General features: G+C 65.3%; 19 protein-coding genes. 7 read left to right on the top strand and 12 right to left on the bottom strand.

Translation table 11 applies throughout. From position 1 onward, the window contains the following. Positions 1 to 335 precede the first annotated feature (335 nt). The 4 genes from EDF56_RS17500 to dksA all read right to left on the bottom strand — a co-directional run bounded on the left by EDF56_RS17500 (position 336) and on the right by dksA (position 3599). Positions 336 to 725 (bottom strand): DUF4112 domain-containing protein, encoded by a 390-nt coding sequence (locus tag EDF56_RS17500; protein WP_132389817.1) that lies wholly within the window; start codon positions 723 to 725, stop codon positions 336 to 338. A 69-nt stretch (positions 726 to 794) separates the two neighbouring features. Further along, complete coding sequence (locus EDF56_RS17495) at positions 795 to 2378, bottom strand: ABC transporter substrate-binding protein (RefSeq protein WP_132389815.1); 1584 nt, start codon at positions 2376 to 2378, stop codon at positions 795 to 797. A 121-nt stretch (positions 2379 to 2499) separates the two neighbouring features. After that, a complete protein-coding gene (locus tag EDF56_RS17490; protein WP_132389813.1) occupies positions 2500 to 2868 on the bottom strand; it encodes a PilZ domain-containing protein in 369 nt (122 codons plus the stop codon). Between the two features lie 272 nt (positions 2869 to 3140). Further along, positions 3141 to 3599: an RNA polymerase-binding protein DksA gene (gene dksA, locus EDF56_RS17485; protein ID WP_132389811.1), complete on the bottom strand. Its 459-nt coding sequence runs from the start codon at positions 3597 to 3599 to the stop codon at positions 3141 to 3143. Between the two features lie 329 nt (positions 3600 to 3928). On the opposite strand from dksA, the gene EDF56_RS17480 reads away from it, so the two are divergent. After that, positions 3929 to 4264, top strand: a complete 336-nt coding sequence (locus EDF56_RS17480) for a sel1 repeat family protein (RefSeq protein ID WP_132389809.1) — start codon at positions 3929 to 3931, stop codon at positions 4262 to 4264. A 36-nt stretch (positions 4265 to 4300) separates the two neighbouring features. Here the strand turns inward: EDF56_RS17480 and EDF56_RS17475 are convergent, their stop codons facing one another. From EDF56_RS17475 to EDF56_RS17455, 5 genes are read right to left on the bottom strand one after another with little or no spacing between them, the layout of a single operon-like run. After that, positions 4301 to 5437: a GNAT family N-acetyltransferase gene (locus EDF56_RS17475; RefSeq protein ID WP_132389807.1), complete on the bottom strand. Its 1137-nt coding sequence runs from the start codon at positions 5435 to 5437 to the stop codon at positions 4301 to 4303. Further along, complete coding sequence (locus EDF56_RS17470) at positions 5434 to 6204, bottom strand: glycerophosphodiester phosphodiesterase family protein (protein WP_132389805.1); 771 nt, start codon at positions 6202 to 6204, stop codon at positions 5434 to 5436. Before EDF56_RS17470 ends, EDF56_RS17475 begins: the two co-directional genes overlap by 4 nt. After that, entirely contained in the window at positions 6185 to 6658 is a 474-nt protein-coding gene (locus tag EDF56_RS17465; protein WP_132389803.1) for a RidA family protein, read from the bottom strand. Before EDF56_RS17465 ends, EDF56_RS17470 begins: the two co-directional genes overlap by 20 nt. Continuing rightward, positions 6655 to 7335 (bottom strand): HAD family hydrolase, encoded by a 681-nt coding sequence (locus tag EDF56_RS17460; RefSeq protein ID WP_132389801.1) that lies wholly within the window; start codon positions 7333 to 7335, stop codon positions 6655 to 6657. The genes EDF56_RS17465 and EDF56_RS17460 overlap by 4 nt, the downstream gene beginning before the upstream one ends. Continuing rightward, positions 7332 to 7607 (bottom strand): DUF3572 domain-containing protein, encoded by a 276-nt coding sequence (locus EDF56_RS17455; RefSeq protein WP_279389721.1) that lies wholly within the window; start codon positions 7605 to 7607, stop codon positions 7332 to 7334. Before EDF56_RS17455 ends, EDF56_RS17460 begins: the two co-directional genes overlap by 4 nt. Before the next feature lie 79 nt (positions 7608 to 7686). Between EDF56_RS17455 and EDF56_RS17450 the strand changes: the two genes are divergently transcribed. The 4 genes from EDF56_RS17450 to EDF56_RS17435 all read left to right on the top strand — a co-directional run bounded on the left by EDF56_RS17450 (position 7687) and on the right by EDF56_RS17435 (position 11306). Further along, positions 7687 to 8049, top strand: coding sequence for a response regulator (locus tag EDF56_RS17450; RefSeq protein WP_132389797.1), 363 nt, complete (start codon positions 7687 to 7689; stop codon positions 8047 to 8049). 114 nt (positions 8050 to 8163) lie between these two features. Continuing rightward, positions 8164 to 8403: an acyl carrier protein gene (locus EDF56_RS17445; protein WP_132390550.1), complete on the top strand. Its 240-nt coding sequence runs from the start codon at positions 8164 to 8166 to the stop codon at positions 8401 to 8403. An 11-nt stretch (positions 8404 to 8414) separates the two neighbouring features. Further along, the gene (locus EDF56_RS17440; protein ID WP_132389795.1) at positions 8415 to 9653 is read left to right on the top strand and encodes an aminotransferase class I/II-fold pyridoxal phosphate-dependent enzyme; all 1239 of its coding nucleotides are present in this window, start codon (positions 8415 to 8417) and stop codon (positions 9651 to 9653) included. A gap of 192 nt (positions 9654 to 9845) precedes the next feature. Beyond that, a complete protein-coding gene (locus tag EDF56_RS17435; RefSeq protein WP_165912233.1) occupies positions 9846 to 11306 on the top strand; it encodes a PQQ-dependent sugar dehydrogenase in 1461 nt (486 codons plus the stop codon). Between the two features lie 24 nt (positions 11307 to 11330). Here EDF56_RS17435 and EDF56_RS17430 read toward each other — a convergent pair whose 3' ends face one another. The 3 genes from EDF56_RS17430 to EDF56_RS17420 all read right to left on the bottom strand — a co-directional run bounded on the left by EDF56_RS17430 (position 11331) and on the right by EDF56_RS17420 (position 13452). Further along, positions 11331 to 11879, bottom strand: a complete 549-nt coding sequence (locus EDF56_RS17430; RefSeq protein ID WP_132389791.1) for an NAD(P)H-dependent oxidoreductase — start codon at positions 11877 to 11879, stop codon at positions 11331 to 11333. A gap of 323 nt (positions 11880 to 12202) precedes the next feature. After that, the gene (locus EDF56_RS17425; protein WP_132389789.1) at positions 12203 to 12742 is read right to left on the bottom strand and encodes a nuclear transport factor 2 family protein; all 540 of its coding nucleotides are present in this window, start codon (positions 12740 to 12742) and stop codon (positions 12203 to 12205) included. Positions 12743 to 12813: 71 nt separating this feature from the next. Next, complete coding sequence (locus EDF56_RS17420) at positions 12814 to 13452, bottom strand: YqaA family protein (protein WP_132389787.1); 639 nt, start codon at positions 13450 to 13452, stop codon at positions 12814 to 12816. A gap of 189 nt (positions 13453 to 13641) precedes the next feature. Here EDF56_RS17420 and EDF56_RS17415 point away from each other — a divergent pair, with 189 nt between their 5' ends. Together EDF56_RS17415 and EDF56_RS17410 are read left to right on the top strand one after the other, a co-directional pair. Beyond that, a complete protein-coding gene (locus EDF56_RS17415; RefSeq protein WP_132389785.1) occupies positions 13642 to 14148 on the top strand; it encodes a hypothetical protein in 507 nt (168 codons plus the stop codon). Continuing rightward, positions 14141 to 15469 carry a terminase family protein gene (locus EDF56_RS17410; protein ID WP_132389783.1) on the top strand — a complete coding sequence of 443 codons (1329 nt, stop codon included), beginning with the start codon at positions 14141 to 14143 and terminating at the stop codon, positions 15467 to 15469. Before EDF56_RS17415 ends, EDF56_RS17410 begins: the two co-directional genes overlap by 8 nt. The last annotated feature ends 195 nt before the right edge of the window (positions 15470 to 15664 follow it).

The following is a 15664-nucleotide window of genomic DNA, read 5'->3' as shown; positions in this document are numbered from 1 at the left end:
TTCGCTGAGGCAGGTGTCTGGTCGCCCATTTCCCCGCCCCCGCTCATCCTGAGCTTGTCGAAGGATAGCAACCTCGCACCTCGCCACATGTGGCTTCGACGGGCTCAGCCTGAGGGGGAGGCGAAAGTCAGCGGGATTGAGGTCAAAGCGGCACGCTTAAGGCTCGGCCGTCGCAGCCGCTTCCGAAGGCGCTTCGGACGGCCGCGAATCCAGCATTTCCGCCGCCTGATCCAGAGCGCGCGCCTCATCCGAAGTGACCGGTGCGGGAACGGGGGCCGAGGACCCACACGCCGCCAGCGGCAACACCAGTGCCGGCAACCAGAGCGGGACTCTCGTCACCCCTCGATCACTTGCGCATGCGGATGATTCTTCGCGATATGCTTGCGGATGAGCTTCAGGTTGCGGCTGTTCGAGCGGAACACGAAGTCGAACAGGTCGCCCGCCACGGGAATCGCCCCGAGCAGTGCGTCAATGCCGACGTTGGCGCTCATGCGCGCAAGCTGCCATTTCGACATGCCGAGATTGCGTCCCTCCCAGACGATATACATGCCCAGCAGCGCGGAAACGACGTCTCCAGCCACGGGCACAAGCCCCATGACCGCATCAAGACCGACCTTGCGGCGAATGCCGGGAAGCGTGAACGCGCCTTCGAGCACGCGCTCCATCATCTCCACGCGGCGGCTGATCGAAACCGGATCGGACCCCAGCGGAAGGTCCATATCCATGCGGCGGGCAGAAGCCTGTCCAGTCGCCAAAGTCGCCAATCTCCTCGAACGGCACGATTGCCGTCCTGCTTATTTGGGCAGCCAGGAGAGCGGCATCAAGGGGTGCCAACCCCAGGTGTTGGGCGCGAAGCCATCGACGCTGCCGCGCACCAGGGACCAGCGGATCGGCGTGCCGAAGGGAATGAACACATTCGCGGCGGTCAGTTCGGCCTCCGCTTCGGCCAGCAGCGCCGCGCGGTCCTGCGGGCTTTGGGCAACCGCCGCCTCGGCCGCGCGCGCGTCCGCATCGGCCGAGCAAAGGCCCCGCCGGGCATGGCACGACAGACGATTGAGGAACCACGCGGCGCGCGGATAACGCGCGACATCGTCAACCAGCGCGAGGTCGGCCGAAGCCTGATCGCCCACGCGCACCAGACGAATGCCGATCGTGGCCATGTCTCCGGCAAGCTTGTCGAACAGCGTGTCCGCGCCCTGACCCACGGGGAGCCAGATCGCAAGACGCGGCGCCTGTTCGGCAAGATCGGCCGGCGTCGGAGCCTTGGGCGCATGCTGGAAGATCTTGCGCGCCGACCGCGACGGTTCCGCCGGGGCCGGTGCGATTACCGGCGAGCTGGCTTCCCCCGAGCTGGATTCCCAATGCCGGACCCTGCCCGCCGCCACAGCGCGACGTTCGTCGATCGACTGATTGCCCCAGCGCTCGCCAATAGTGCCAAGGTCGCCGTCGAGGCTGGGCGTGACCATGCGGGTCGTTGCGGTCCAGCCGCCAAGCCCGAACGGCGCGATCAGGGCGTCGCGGTCGATCGCCATGGCAATCGCCTCGCGGTTGGACGGATCGGCCAGAAATCCGCGATCGTTCATCACCTGAAGCCCGAACAGGCCGACGACGGGATCGAGCTGGATCGTCCCACGCAGGATCCCGACCGAGCGGGTGAGCGGGAAATCCTGAACTTCCCCGCCCATGACGATGTCGACATCGCCGTCGTTGAAGGCGGTGACCGCGCCCGGTCCATCCAGCGCCCGCAAGTTGACATGGCGCGTGCGCCGCGCCCAGTTCTCGATGGCCGGCAGGCCAAGGTGCGAAGGATCGATGGGGACCATCCGCGCGAGGAACTGCTCGCGCTCCAGCCGCATCGGGCCCGCCCCGCGCTCCTTGTGCACAAGGCCGAGTTCGGGCTGGGCAAGAAGCTGCAACAGGTACGGCATCGGCCGGGCCAGCCGGATTTCGATGACTCGCCCCGCCATCGCCCGCGTTTCGTCGATGGCCGACAGATCGAGCGCGAGCGGCGTATCCTTGAGCGCCTCCAGCGCCGAATCGAGCGCGTGCTTGGCCGATGCGGCGGAAAGCGGGTCGCCGGTCAGCCAATTGCCGTCACGCAGGCGGAAAATGTAGCTCAGGCCGTCATCGGTCACGATCCAGCGGTCGGCCAGCGCCGGGATGACGCGGCCTTTCTCGTCGAACGAGACCAGACCTTCGGTGGTCGATGCACGGGTGAGCTGGCCGGCGAGGGGAAGCTGCAAGCCGGTCTCGAAGGGATCGCCCGGTTTGCCGACGACCGCCACGTTCAGCGCTGAATTGCTCGACGATCCGCAACCGGCAAGCGCCAGCGCAGCCAGAAGGCCGAACGCGGGGAAGCCTTTGCGCGAAACGCTCATGGGGTTCGGACTAGTCGATTTCGGCAGGGTCGCAAATGGCTGCTGCGCCCTTGCCCGGGAAAAAGCACGCCCCGAGGGACATCCGCCCTGCTTCCCGCAGCAACGATGCGGGCCGAACGGCTCAGATCTTGCGCATGGCGGCGGTATCGGGGGAGTAGAGTGCCTCATGCGTGCGCACGAAGCGCGGCGTGGCATCCTCGGCCGCGCCGACCGTTACGCGCGCCAGCTTGGGATCGATCTCGGTGCCGAAAGCAACGCCGAAACGGTTGTCCTGAACCCAGGCGATCGCGCCGGGAACCCAGCCGATATTGCGGATATTGACCTTGACTGCCGAACCGCGAACGACGCGAACCGCGCCTTCGCCCATCATGCCCCCGGCAGAGAGATTGCGAACCTTGATCCGGCATTCGCCGTCCAGTCCGTCGACGCGCAGGTCAGCCATCAGGAACAGGCTGTCGCGTGCGATCTGTCGATTCTCACCTTCGCTCATGTACTCTCGTCCGGAATTCGAGGCGTCCGTCGGGCCGTGCACGGCAGGACGGGCGCAAATACCCGACAAACCTAACACGATTGCCCCTGGGTTCTAGGGGGCAGTCACCAAGAAAGCCTTAATGCCCCCATCCATATGGCCGCTGCCGCGCCGGAGCACGGTTAAAATGTGGACATGGGTCGATGGGAACAGCGACGAGAAACGGCGCGACCAAGCAGATAAACAGGTGGCCCGCTGCGCCGGACGCGCATCGGGCCGCCCGATTTGGCGCATCAATCGTCGCGCGAAACTTTCTCGCGGCGCTCGTGTGCCTCTTGCGCTTCAACCGTCATCGTGGCGATCGGGCGTGCTTCAAGGCGTCCGAGGCCAATCGGTTCGCCCGTCACTTCGCAATAACCGTATTCACCTTCCTCGATCCGGCGCAGTGCCGAATCGATCTTGGCGATCAGCTTGCGCTGGCGATCGCGGGTGCGCAGCTCGATTCCCCAATCGGTCTCGCTCGATGCGCGATCGTTGAGGTCGGGCTCCCGGATCGGACCGTCCTGAAGCTGGGCCAGCGTACCGGCAGAAGCATCAAGGATCGATTTTTTCCAGGCCAGCAGCAATCGCCGGAAGTAATCCTGCTGAGCCTCGCACATGTAAGGCTCGTTCTCAGCGGGAACATAAGAACCGCCAAGCAAGCGCTTGGCCTTGGCGAGGACATCAATTTCGTCAGCTAGGGCCGTTGCCATCCAGAGAATCTCCGCACGAATCCCCCCGGCTCGCCTACGCCCTGCGGCCCCGGATTTTTCCAGTGACCTCCCGGCAAACCGTGGTGCGGGGCCTATAGGGCCGCCCATCGGCCTACACAAGGTCATAACCAAGACCGTCCACAAAAAGTACGGAACGCCCGTTCGGCATCCCTGCGAATTGGGCGACGAATTGGCGGCACGCCGCGCCAGTCAAGATTTTCGATTTATCGTTAACGCTTTGTTGACCACGAATACGTCAGCTTGCGTCTATCGAAAGGTCACTGAAACGATCGGACGTCAGGGGCCTGACAATTGGGGGGAAGCAGACGATGGAAACGGTCTGGATCAATGTTCAGGGCATCACCGCGTGTGAGGCCGACATCAATGCCGAAGGCCTGCTGATGGCCGATCGCCTTGCCGCTGCGGCGCAGGGGGACTTTTCCGCTTACTTCGATCTCGGCGTCGCCTACTCGACCGGCAGCCAGGGCATTCCCTGCGATCTGATCGAGGCGCATAAGTGGTTCAACCTCGCCGCCGTTGCCGGCCACGAGGACGCCTCCGGATGCCGCGCCGAAATCGCCGATGAGATGACCGCACGCGAAATCGCCGAAGCCCAGCGCCGCGCCCGGCAGTGGCTGGCCGCCAGCACGCGCAAGGCGGCCTGAACGGCAAGTTCTTGTGACTGAGAGGGAATTTTCCTCTCAGGTTTTGCGGAACGGGGTGCGGTCGCCCAGCCAGATCTGGTCCTGCGCGATTCCCGCCCGCTCCTGTTCGAGATAGTCGGCAATCGCCTCGCGTAGCCCGGCATGCACGATGTAGTGCGCCGACACCGTGCGCACCGGCTCATAGCCGCGCGCGAGCTTGTGGCCGCCCTGCGCCCCGGCCTCGACGCGGGACAGGCCCAGCGCGATAGCCGCGTCGATGGCCTGATAGTAACACAGCTCGAAGTGCAGGAAGGGCTTGTCGACCAGCGCGCCCCAATAGCGCCCATAGAGCGCCTCGCTGCCGATGAAATTGAGCGCGCCGGCAATCGGCCGCCCGTCGGCATAGGCCAGGACCAGCAGGATCCGGTCCGCCATGGTCTGGCCCAGCAGCGAAAACGCCTCACGCGTGAGATAGGGGTGCCCCCACTTGCGGGCGCCGGTGTCCTGGTAGAAGCCCCAGAAGGCGTCCCAGTGCTCCTCGCCCAGATCGGCGCCGGTGAGCGCGCGGATCTCGACGCCCTCCTGCGCTTTCTCGCGCTCCTTGCGGATATCCTTGCGCTTACGCGAGGACAACGCGCCGAGGAATTCGTCGAAGCTTGTGTAGTCGCGGTTTTCCCAGTGAAACTGGATATCCTCGCGCAGCAGCCATCCGGCAGCCTCGAACACGGGGACCTGCGCGGGTTCGATGAACGTCGCGTGGGCGGAGGACAGGCCGTTCTCACGGCACAGCGTTTCGGCCGCGCGCAGCAGCGGCAGCATCAGTTCGGGATGCGGCGTCAGCAGGCGCGGGCCGGTCGCGGGTGTGAACGGGACCGAAATCTGGAGCTTGGGATAATAGGCCCCGCCCGCGTGGTGCCAGGCATCGGCCCAGGCATGGTCGAACACATATTCGCCCTGGCTATGCTCCTTGAGATAGGCCGGGAGCGCCGCCGCCAGCCGCCCGTCAGGGCCCTCGATGGTGATCGGCACCGGCGTCCAGCCGCTATGCCCGCCGACACTGCCCGAAGCCTCCATCGCGGCCAGAAACGCATGGCTGACGAAGGGATTGCCGTGGTGACCCAGCGCATCCCATTCGGCGGCGGGCAGCGTGTCCACGCCGCCGTTGATCCGGGCCGTGAATTCGCCTTCGCTCATGCCGCCGGCTCACCATCCTGTTCGAAGATCGCGGCATCGGCGTGGAGCCGTACGCGTTCCTGCTGCTGGTCGGTGCGGATCGTCCAGCTCGCCACGGGCAGCCCGCGCTCGCGCTGGCCGCGTGCGAAGCGACTGGGCAAGTCGCGCACGTCGTAGGCGAGAAAGTCCGGCCGCCCCTTCCACAGCGAGAGGTGACGGCGAATCGTGCCGGGCAAGGCGCGATCCTCGCCCTCGCTGACGACCAGCCCGCGCACCGTGTGCGGCGAGTGAACGCGGAACCAGTGCAGGACGCGCGGATCGAAGCTCATCACCGCATGATCGCCAGCATAGCCTTCGAGCACGCGGCGCACCGCCAGGCACAGCGCGGTAACCCGCGTCCCCAGCCCCGACTTCACCTCGATCAGCACCGGCACGCGCCCGGCGACAGTGTCGAGCACGCGGCGCAGGCTGGGAATCGTCTGTTCGCTGCCGGTCAGGCGAATCGTCGCCAGTTGCGCGGCGCTGCGCCGGGAAACCGGGCCGCTCTCCCCGGTCAGGCGGTCGAGAACGTCGTCATGGAACACCACCGCGGTTCCGTCGCTCGCCCGCTGCACATCGAGTTCGATGCCGAAACCGCCGCGCAGGGCAGCCTCGAAAGCGGCAAGCGAATTCTCCGGGACACCCGCGTCATGCAGGCCCCGGTGCGCAAAGTCATGCGCGCCGACCCACCCGACCCGCTTGGGGTCGGGGGGCGGCGCCAGCCATCGATCAATCGAGGCGAGCAGCACGAAGAGACACGATCGCGTCGACTTCGACGGCAGCGCCCAGCGGCAGAACCGGCACGCCGACCGCGCTGCGGGCATGCCTACCGGCCTCGCCGAAGACTGCGACCATCAGTTCCGAAGCGCCATTGGCAACCTTGGGCTGATCGGTGAAGTCGCCGGTCGAATTGATGAAGGCGCCCAGCTTGACCACGCGCTCGATCCGGTCGAGCGAGCCGAGCGCGGCCTTGAGCTGGGCCAGGATCATCACCGCACAGGCCTGCGCCGCCTCGATACCGTCTTCAAGGGTGACGTCCTCTCCCAGACGGCCGGTGACGAGCTTGCCCTCGACGAAAGGAAGCTGGCCCGAGACATGGGCAAGGCCGCCTGCGATCACCACCGGCACATAGGCCGCAACGGGGGCGGCAGGCTCGGGCAGGATCAGGCCCAGGTCGGCAAGACGGGTTTCGATCTCGGTCATCGTGAAGCAGTTCCCTGTCGGTTTGATGGGGCGTGGTTTTGGTTGTGGTCGGTGTCGGGCCGGGTAAGCCAGTCGAGCAGCCAGGGCGCGGCACGCTGCCAGTCGTCGATACGGGCGTGCGCGTGCCCGGCCGCATGGGCGCAGGCGATATGCGGCGCCAGCAGCGGCTCGGCGCAAAGGTGGAGGCGGCCGATTCCCGGCGTCACTTCGGCGGCCGAGCCATGGTGCTGGGCCAGATCGTCCACGAAGACCGCGCGGCTGGGCGCATATTCCTCAAGGATCGCCTTGAGCGCCGGCCCCTTCGGCCCCTGGTTGGTAAAGACCCTGAGGTCGATGCCGTGATCGGCCAACTGGCGCTGGCGTGCCTCCTGCCGGAAATCCATGAGGTTGGTGAGCACGACGACGTCGGCCTGTTCGGAAATCGCCCGAATCGCCTCGACCGCGCCCTCTACCGCCGTCTGGCGATGCATCTGGCCGTCGAAGAACTTGTTGAGCAGCGACCACATCTCGGCCTGCGCCAGCACTTCGCCATCGACGGTGCGGCGCATCGCGCTGGAAAAATCACCACGCGACATGTCGAACGACACGCCTTCGTCCTCGGCCAGCCAGTCGCGGAAGTGCGAGACCATGTAGAGCAGCACTTCGTCGCAATCGGTGATGAGCAGCGGGCGGGTCATCGGCCGATCCTTTCGCGCGCGGCTGCCAGTTCCTCGGGCCTTACATCCAGCGCTTCGGCCGCCGCGACAAGATCCCGCTCATGCGCGCACAGAAAATCGAGCACCGCCGTCAGCGTGCCGATCTCCCCCAGCGAGGCGCGCAGATGATCGGGCGTCAGCCCCGTCAATGCAAGGAAACGCGAGGCGCGGTCGCCATCGGTCAGGACCCAGCCGAGCGCGGTCAGCGCCAGCGCCTGTGGGTCCTGCGGTGAGGAAGGTGAACTTCCGAGAATTGTCAGCCTCGCTTGCCTGTCCTAGAGCGGTACGCATCTTGGAGCGGTACTCTGCCGCAAGATGGGGTTCAGGCGCGGAATGGCAAAGCGAATCCTTGTTGTCGAGGACAACGACCTCAACCGGAAGCTCTTTTGCGACGTGCTTCGGAGTCAGGGCTATTCCGTGGAACCCGTGGCAGACGGGCTGGACGCGCTCGAACGGGCGCGGGAATTCGTGCCGAACCTCGTCATCATGGATATTCAGCTGCCCAATGTCTCCGGGCTCGACCTGATCGAGGCCGCCAAGAAGGATACCGTGCTGCGGACAATCCCGGTGCTTGCCGTCACTGCCTATGCCGGCAAGGGCGACGAGGAACGCATCCGCGAGGCCGGGGCCGAAGGATATCTCGCCAAGCCGGTGTCGATCGGCCCGTTCATGCAGGCCGTGCGGGCGCTGGTGTGATGCAAGTCCGCCACACTGCCAGTCCCGCCAAGCTTGACTTTACCCCCCGGCGCCGCTTTTGCGCCGCAATTGTCGGCCAGAGCGCCGCCCGAAATTACCGGAGTTGAAATGACCATGGACCGCGCAGAGACCTCGGCCCGCATCGCCGCGCTGATCGAACCCTTCAACAAGAAGGGCGTCGAGATCGCCGACGCGACCCGCTTCACCGACGACCTCGAGTTCGACAGCCTGACCGTCATGGACTTCGTCGCCGCGATCGAGGACGAATTCGACATCATCATCTCGATGAACCAGCAGGCCGAGATCGAAAACTACGGCCAGCTCGTCGACGCCGTGGTCAAGCTTAACGGCTGAAGGATTCCGCGATGACCGACATGCTCAGTGAAAACGAAACGCAGGCGCACACCGACCTGTTCAGCAAGTTCGATCCCCTGATCGAGATGCGCCAGGGCCTGCTCTCCACCGGCGTGACCGATCCCTTCGGCCTCGTCATGGAAAAGGTGATCTCGCCCACCGTCGCCTTGTGCAACGGTCGCGAGACGATCCTGCTCGGCACCTACAACTACATGGGCATGACCTTCGATCCGGACGTGATCGCGGCCGGCAAGCAGGCGCTGGACGACTTCGGCGCCGGCACCACCGGCAGCCGAGTCCTCAACGGGACTTACGCCGGGCACAAGGCGGTCGAGGAAGCGCTATGCGATTTCTACGGCATGAAGCACGCCATGGTGTTCTCGACCGGGTATCAGGCCAACCTCGGCATCATCTCGACCATCGCCGGCAAGGGCGATTACATCGTCCTCGACATCGACAGCCACGCCTCGATCTGGGACGGCTGCAAGATGGGCGATGCCGAAGTCGTGCCGTTCAAGCACAACGATATCGAGGCCATGGAAAAGCGCCTGCGCCGCATCCCCGAGGGCGCGGGCAAGCTGGTCGTGTTGGAAGGCGTCTACTCGATGCTGGGCGATATCGCCCCGCTCAAGGAGATGATCGCGGTCGCCAAGAAGTACGGCGCCATGGTGCTGGTGGACGAAGCGCACTCGATGGGCTTCATCGGGCCCAACGGGCGCGGCGTGGCCGAGGATCAGGGCTGCCTTGACGACGTGGACTTCGTGATCGGCACGTTCTCCAAGTCGGTCGGCACCGTCGGCGGCTTCTGCGTTTCGAACCACTCGAAGTTCGAGATCATGCGCCTGGTCTGCCGTCCCTACGTCTTCACCGCCAGCCTGCCGCCCAGCGTCGTCGCCACCGCCGCGACTTCGGTGCGCAAGCTGATGCACGCGGCCGACAAGCGCGCGCACCTTTGGGAAAACTCCAAGGTCCTGCACAAGGGCCTGACCGATGCCGGCTTCCAGCTCGGCACCGAGGAGCCGCAGAGCGCGATCATCGCGGTCATCATGCCCGACCTCGAACGCGGCGCGATGATGTGGGAAGCGCTGCTGCACGAGGGCCTCTACGTGAACCTCGCGCGTCCGCCGGCAACCCCTGCCAACATGACGCTGCTGCGCTGCTCGCTCTGCGCCGAACACTCGGCCGAGCAGGTCCAGCAGATCATCGGCATGTTCACCCGCGCGGGCAAGACGGCCGGCATTCTCGGCTGACACGCTCCTGAGCAAGTCGGGCTAGGGCCCGGGCATGGCGCGGCGTTTTGCTTCGCTGTGCCCGGGCTTTTCTTTGTCCTCAAAAGGCTGCATCCGAGGCCGCGCGTTAAAATTCTGACATGTCGTGCTTCCACTTGCCTTGGATTCGCAAAAGCTTAGTCATCCTGCGATGCGACTTGGGGAATGACGACAATGCGCTTTCAAACTGGTTTCGGCTGGGCGGGCCGAAGCGCTGCAACGGCAATTGCGCTCACTTTGATGCTGAGTGCCTGCGGTGGCGGCAGCGATAGTGGGGGCAGCAGCGGCGGCAGTGCCACCACGAACACCGCGCCGACATTCACGTCGGCCGGTACTGCCAGCGTCGTCGAAAACACCGCCGGAACCGCTTATACGGCCAGCGCCAACGACGCCCAAGGCGACAGCGTAACCTATTCCATCGCAGGCGGCGCCGATGCGGCCGCCTTCACGCTCGGGGCGGGTGGCGCGCTGTCCTTCGTCCAGCCGCCCAACTATGACCTTCCGGGCGACGCCAATGGCGACAATGTCTACGAAGTGACGCTCAAGGCCAGCGACGGCAAGCTGGACAGCACGCTCGCCCTCGCGATCACCGTGACCAACGACCGTGAAGGTATCACGGTCAAACGCGTCGCCACGGGCCTTGTCGATCCGGTCGGCATCGCAAGCCTCGGTTCGGGCTCCGATATCGCCGTCGCCCTGAAAGCAAACGAGATCCTGAAGATCAACGGCACCACTGGTGCCGCGTCTCAATATTACGTCTTCAAGAACAGCGTCAGCGCTCCGGTTCCGGGATTGACGCTGCTTGGATTGACGCGCGCGGCTGCATCCGGAGCCAGCAAGTCGCTCTATGCTCTCACTGCGCAATCGGGCCGCGCGTCGGTGGCCTGTGTAAGCTGCTGGTATTCACCGTCCTATGGCGATCTCGCCGATATTTCCAACGGCACGAGTGTAGCCATCGGAACAGGTCCGGATGGTGCGGCCTTCGTGGCCATCGGCGATCCGGCCGGCACTCTGGCCCAGTCCTCTTCCTCGAACGCGGGCAAGCTTATCCGCTTCGTGGTAAACCCCGATCCCTATGCCGGGGCGAGCGTTCCCCCGGATCTGTATTTGCGCAATACCGTTGGCAACGGCCTGCACGCCCCTTCGGGAGTGACAACGCTGCCCGACGGGAGACTTGCCGTCTCCGATCGCGGCGGCAGCGTGTTCGACGAACTCTCGCTCACCGCCTCGCTTACAAGCCTGAACTTCGGCTGGCCCTTCTATGAGGGCACGCAGGAAGTGAATGCGGGCGGCGCTGCATTATCGGGACTTGTCATGCCTTCGCTGTCAATCCCGCTTGGTTCGGATAAGCGGCAGAGTCGCGGCATTGTCGGCGGAATTGCCTACACGGGCTCGATCCCCGGAATCGCCAATCAGTACGTCTTCGCCGATGCGGACGGTCGGATCTGGTCGATCCCGCTGGCAAAGTTCGTCGCCGGAACCACCGTCCAGTCCAGCGCGCTTGAAGTGCGAAACGAAGACTTCAAGCCCGATGTGGGCACCATCGATCACCCGATCGGCTTCGCGCTGGATGCCGAAGGGACGCTCTATATTCTCGACAGCGATGGAGACCTGTTCCGGGTGAGCGCGGCCTGACGGGGCACTCACCCGAAGGGATCGTCAGTCCTTGTGGCGATCCACCAGCTTGAGGAATGCTTCAAGCCAGCTACTCACGAAGCCTGCGGACTGTTCGCCGATCGTGCCGTCCGCCGTCACGAGGCCGTCCTTCCACTGGATGAAGGCCTCGGGCGCGCCGAGGGTGGGCATGTCGAGGTAGGCGAGCACATTGCGCAAGTGCTGTTGCGCCAGCGCCGAGCCGATCGCGCCGATCGAAACGCCGATCACGCCCGCCGGCTTTCCGGCCCAGGCGTTCTGGCCATAAGGGCGCGAGGCGTTGTCGATGGCGTTCTTGAGCACGCCGGGGATCGAGCGGTTATATTCCGGCGTCACGAAGATCACGCCGTCCGAGCCCTTGATCAGTGCCTTCAGCGCCTTGACCGATTCGGCCTGATCGCCGTCGTGGTCCTGATCGTAGAGCGGCAGCGAGCCGATATCCGCAAACGTAAATTCATGGCCGGCGCCTGCCGGCAGGCGGACCAGCGCCTTGGCAAACTGGCGGTTGAAGGATTCGGCTCGCAGGCTTCCGACGACAACGGCGATCTTCGACATGACGACTCCTTACGGCTGTTAGCTGCCGGCAGTGAGTATCGATGCAAAAGGAGTCACTTTGAAGTCCCTGCAAACATAGGGCTTGAGAGTTTCGCGCGGAGGCGCGGAGACGCGGAGAAGAAAAGTGAGATGGTGCACGCAGAGACGCAGAGATGTCTGCCTGCGCCGCAGGCATATTTCTGTCACCCCGACCCCCAGCAAGTGGCGAGGTCGATAGAAAAAGCGGCTTCGCCGCAGACACGACATCTCTGCGCCTCTGCGTCTCTGCGTGATCCTGATCTTGTTCTTCTCCGCGTCTCCGCGCCTCCGCGCGAAATCTTCCATCACCCGGCAGGACGGCGCGGAACCGGCGGCCGGTGATAGCTCACATCGTTCCGGTCCCGACGGGCCTGACACGGCGCCTCGGCGGTATAGGCGCTCGCCGGGTCGGGTGCGAAGGCCGCGCGGGGCACGTCGTAGACGCCTTCGACGATGGTCACCCGATTGGCGATCCGCCATTCGCCGTCCCGCTTCCGGAAATGATCGACATAGCGCCCGGTCGACATGAAATGCGGCCCATCCGCCGCGACGCCGGAGAAGTGGTAGTAGGTCTCGCAAAAGGCCTCGTCGCCCTGCAAGTCGCAAAAATGGTTGAGGATCGCGTGCTGCGTCGCCGCGAAGCGCAGGGTGGTGCCGTCGGCCCAGGGAATGAAATCGCCCGGCGTGCCAACGAAATGGCCGTGATCCTCGATCGCGTCGTCCCAGTAGCACGAGCGGACCAGCGCGTTGTCGAGCCGGTCCAGCCCGCGCGCATAGCGCAGCATGACCTGATGGATGTCATGACGATCGACCAGTTCGGTCAACCGTGAAGCAGGGTCGGTCACGGCGTTTCTCCCTCGCGCAGGCCTTAGTTCCGCGCGAGGTTAGCCGAGAATCCCGAACCCGATAAAGCCGATCAGGCCTTGTTCGCAGCCGCGATCATGTCGCACTTCTGGCTGGTCTGCTTGCTGCCGCCGCCGAGGAACGAGACCGCGAGGAAACCGGCGACCACCGCCACTACGAAAGCCGCCGTCACTTTGCCGAGATGCTTGTCGATCACCGCCTTGATCGGCGCGCCGAACAGGCGGAACAGCACGCCCACGATCAGGAAGCTGATCGAGCGCGAGATTACCGAGGCGCCGAGGAAGACCAGCAGGTTCATGCCGATGAAGCCCGCCGTGATCGTCAGCAGCTTGAACGGGATCGGCGTGGCGCCCTTTACGATGATGATCTCTGCGCCATATTCGCGCAGATAGCAGGCCGCCTTGGGGAAGCTGGCCGCAAGGCCCAACGCGCGCAGCAGCGTTTCGCCGAAGGCTGCATAGGCGAAGTGGCCGATGGCATAGCCGAGCAAGCCGCCCGCGACCGAGCCCACCGTGGCGATCAGCGCGAAGCGAATCGCCTTCTTCGGTTCGGCCAGGCACATCAGGCCCAGCAGCGGATGCGGCGGCACCGGGAAGAAACTGGCTTCCATGAAGGCGAACAGCGCCAGCCACCATTCGGCGTGGCGGTGCGCGGCCTTGGCCATGGTCCAGTCGTAAAGGCGGCGCAGCATCGAATTCTCCGGCAAATCGTGCCGCGTGCTTAGTGGGGGTGCCGTCATGCGGCAAGCGATAACCTATTTGGTTATTTCTTATTGACAGCGTTACGCCAGATTGGTACATATCAGGAACATCGCAAAGTTTCGAGTCGCCAGGGCGACAACGGAACGCGCGATTTTCCGTCAACAGCAGGGATGTCCCAGATGGTCGAGCCGACAAGGGCTGCGTCCGGTGCTGCCTTGGGCAAGCGCCGGACGAAGATCAGCGCCGCCCTCGCCAAGGGTGAGGACAAGTCCAACCGCCACTGGCGCGCCGAATTTCTCGCCGCGCTGGCCGAAACCTCGAATGTCAGTGCCGCGGCCGCCACGGCCGGTGTCCACCCCAGCCGTCCTTACAAGGTGCGCAGGCTGGAACCCGATTTTGCCCGCGAATGGCGCGGTGCGCTGCTCGAAGGCTATGAAAACCTTGAGCTTGAACTGCTCCACCGCCTGCGCTTCGGCGAGCCGAAGGACGGCGAAGTGAAGTTCGACAATGCCAATGCCCTGCGCCTGCTCGGCCTCCATCGCGAGACCGTGGCGCGCGAAAGGGCCATGCGCGAGGATGAGGATCTGGGCGCGGTGCGGGCCTCGATCCAGGCCAAGCTGACGCAACTGCGCGAGCAAGTCACCGCGCGCCGCAGTGCCGAACAGGAGGGCGCGGACAATGGCTGAGGCCGATCCGCTGCAATGGCTGGCCGAAGCCGGGGACGACGAGATCGAGGGCTTCATGGCCCGGCTCGACCGGTCCGAGCGCCGCGAATGGCGCTGGGACTGGGCGGTCTGGGCACGTCCCTCGCAACTTGCCCCGGCAGGCGACTGGCGGGTCTGGCTGGTCATGGCCGGGCGCGGCTTCGGCAAGACCCGCTGCGGCGCCGAATGGGTGCGCAGCATTGCCGAGGCGGATCCCGGCGCGCAGATCGCGCTCGTCGCCGCCAATCTGGGCGAGGCGCGCGCGGTCATGGTCGAAGGCGAGAGCGGGCTGCTCTCGGTGGGCGCGCCATGGCGGCGGCCCCGGTTCGAGCCTTCGCTGCGGCGGCTGACATGGCCGAACGGGGCGCAGGCCACGCTCTATTCGGCGGCCGAGCCCGAATCGCTGCGCGGCCCGCAGCATAGCCACGCCTGGTGCGACGAGATCGCCAAGTGGGACAATGCGGCGCAGCGGGCCCTTTCGAGTTGGGACAACCTGCTCATGGGCCTGCGTTTGGGCCGCGATCCGCGTGTGGTTGCCACGACCACGCCGCGCAGCATGCCGCTGGTCATGCGGCTCATGGCCGAAGCGGCATCTGGCGATGTGATCGTGACGCGGGGGAGCACGTTCGACAATGCCGCCAACTTGCCCGCGCGTTTCCTTGCCGCGATGCGCCGGTCGTTCGGGCAGAGCCTGCTCGGGCGGCAGGAGATCGACGGCGAACTGATCGCCGACATCGAGGGCGCGCTCTGGAGCCGCGCGCTGCTGGAGCAATGCCGCGAGGATTCCGCGCCGGAATGCGGGCGGGTGGTTGTCGGCGTCGATCCGCCGGCTTCAGCGGGCGGCGATGCCTGCGGGATCGTTGTCGTCGGGCTTTCCGGCGAGGGTATCGCGCATGTGCTTGCCGACGCCTCGGTCGAAAAGGCCGGACCCGAGCGCTGGGCCCGCGCCGTGGCGCAAGCGGCGGCGGCCTGGCGTGCCGACCGGGTGGTGGCGGAAGCCAATCAGGGTGGGGCCATGGTCGCCTCGGTCCTGCGGGCGGCGGAGATTTCACTGCCGCTGCGGCTGGTTCACGCCAGCCGGGGCAAAGTCGCCCGCGCCGAGCCGGTCGCCGCGCTCTACGAGGCCGGGCGGGTGCGTCATGCCGGGCTGTTTCCGGCGCTGGAGGACGAGATGTGCGGTCTTGTTTCCGGTGGTTCGTACCAAGGTCCGGGGCGCTCGCCTGACCGTGCCGATGCGCTGGTCTGGGCTTTGCACGAGCTGATGCTGGGCAAGGCGTCGGACCCGCAAGTCAGGTTGCCCTGAAGAGATCGGTTCGCGCGGAGGCGCGGAGACGCGGAGAAGAACAAACAGAGAGTTCGCGCAAAGGCGCGAAGGCGCAAAGGTGTCGCGTTTGCGGCGAAGCCGCTTTCATTTGTTTACCGTGCGATTGCCGCAGCATTTCCGGGATACGGGCGCCTGCGGCGCAGAACGACACCTTTGCGCCTTCGCGCCTTTGCG

Origin of the sequence: Novosphingobium sp. PhB165 (genome assembly GCF_004341845.1) — a bacterium.
In the GTDB taxonomy this organism is placed as follows: Bacteria; Pseudomonadota; Alphaproteobacteria; order Sphingomonadales; family Sphingomonadaceae; genus Novosphingobium.
This window is presented reverse-complemented; position numbering and strand designations above follow the sequence as displayed.

Bases quoted from the DNA above. Each gene is read 5' to 3' on its own strand.
- EDF56_RS17500 (WP_132389817.1), bottom strand. From the start codon at position 725: ATGGATATGGACCTTCCGCTGGGGTCCGATCCGGTTTCGATCAGCCGC.
- EDF56_RS17495 (WP_132389815.1), bottom strand. From the start codon at position 2,378: ATGAGCGTTTCGCGCAAAGGCTTCCCCGCGTTCGGCCTTCTGGCTGCG.
- EDF56_RS17490 (WP_132389813.1), bottom strand. From the start codon at position 2,868: ATGAGCGAAGGTGAGAATCGACAGATCGCACGCGACAGCCTGTTCCTG.
- dksA (WP_132389811.1), bottom strand. From the start codon at position 3,599: ATGGCAACGGCCCTAGCTGACGAAATTGATGTCCTCGCCAAGGCCAAG.
- EDF56_RS17480 (WP_132389809.1), top strand. From the start codon at position 3,929: ATGGAAACGGTCTGGATCAATGTTCAGGGCATCACCGCGTGTGAGGCC.
- EDF56_RS17475 (WP_132389807.1), bottom strand. From the start codon at position 5,437: ATGAGCGAAGGCGAATTCACGGCCCGGATCAACGGCGGCGTGGACACG.
- EDF56_RS17465 (WP_132389803.1), bottom strand. From the start codon at position 6,658: ATGACCGAGATCGAAACCCGTCTTGCCGACCTGGGCCTGATCCTGCCC.
- EDF56_RS17460 (WP_132389801.1), bottom strand. From the start codon at position 7,335: ATGACCCGCCCGCTGCTCATCACCGATTGCGACGAAGTGCTGCTCTAC.
- EDF56_RS17450 (WP_132389797.1), top strand. From the start codon at position 7,687: ATGGCAAAGCGAATCCTTGTTGTCGAGGACAACGACCTCAACCGGAAG.
- EDF56_RS17445 (WP_132390550.1), top strand. From the start codon at position 8,164: ATGGACCGCGCAGAGACCTCGGCCCGCATCGCCGCGCTGATCGAACCC.
- EDF56_RS17440 (WP_132389795.1), top strand. From the start codon at position 8,415: ATGACCGACATGCTCAGTGAAAACGAAACGCAGGCGCACACCGACCTG.
- EDF56_RS17435 (WP_165912233.1), top strand. From the start codon at position 9,846: ATGCGCTTTCAAACTGGTTTCGGCTGGGCGGGCCGAAGCGCTGCAACG.
- EDF56_RS17430 (WP_132389791.1), bottom strand. From the start codon at position 11,879: ATGTCGAAGATCGCCGTTGTCGTCGGAAGCCTGCGAGCCGAATCCTTC.
- EDF56_RS17420 (WP_132389787.1), bottom strand. From the start codon at position 13,452: ATGCTGCGCCGCCTTTACGACTGGACCATGGCCAAGGCCGCGCACCGC.
- EDF56_RS17415 (WP_132389785.1), top strand. From the start codon at position 13,642: ATGGTCGAGCCGACAAGGGCTGCGTCCGGTGCTGCCTTGGGCAAGCGC.
- EDF56_RS17410 (WP_132389783.1), top strand. From the start codon at position 14,141: ATGGCTGAGGCCGATCCGCTGCAATGGCTGGCCGAAGCCGGGGACGAC.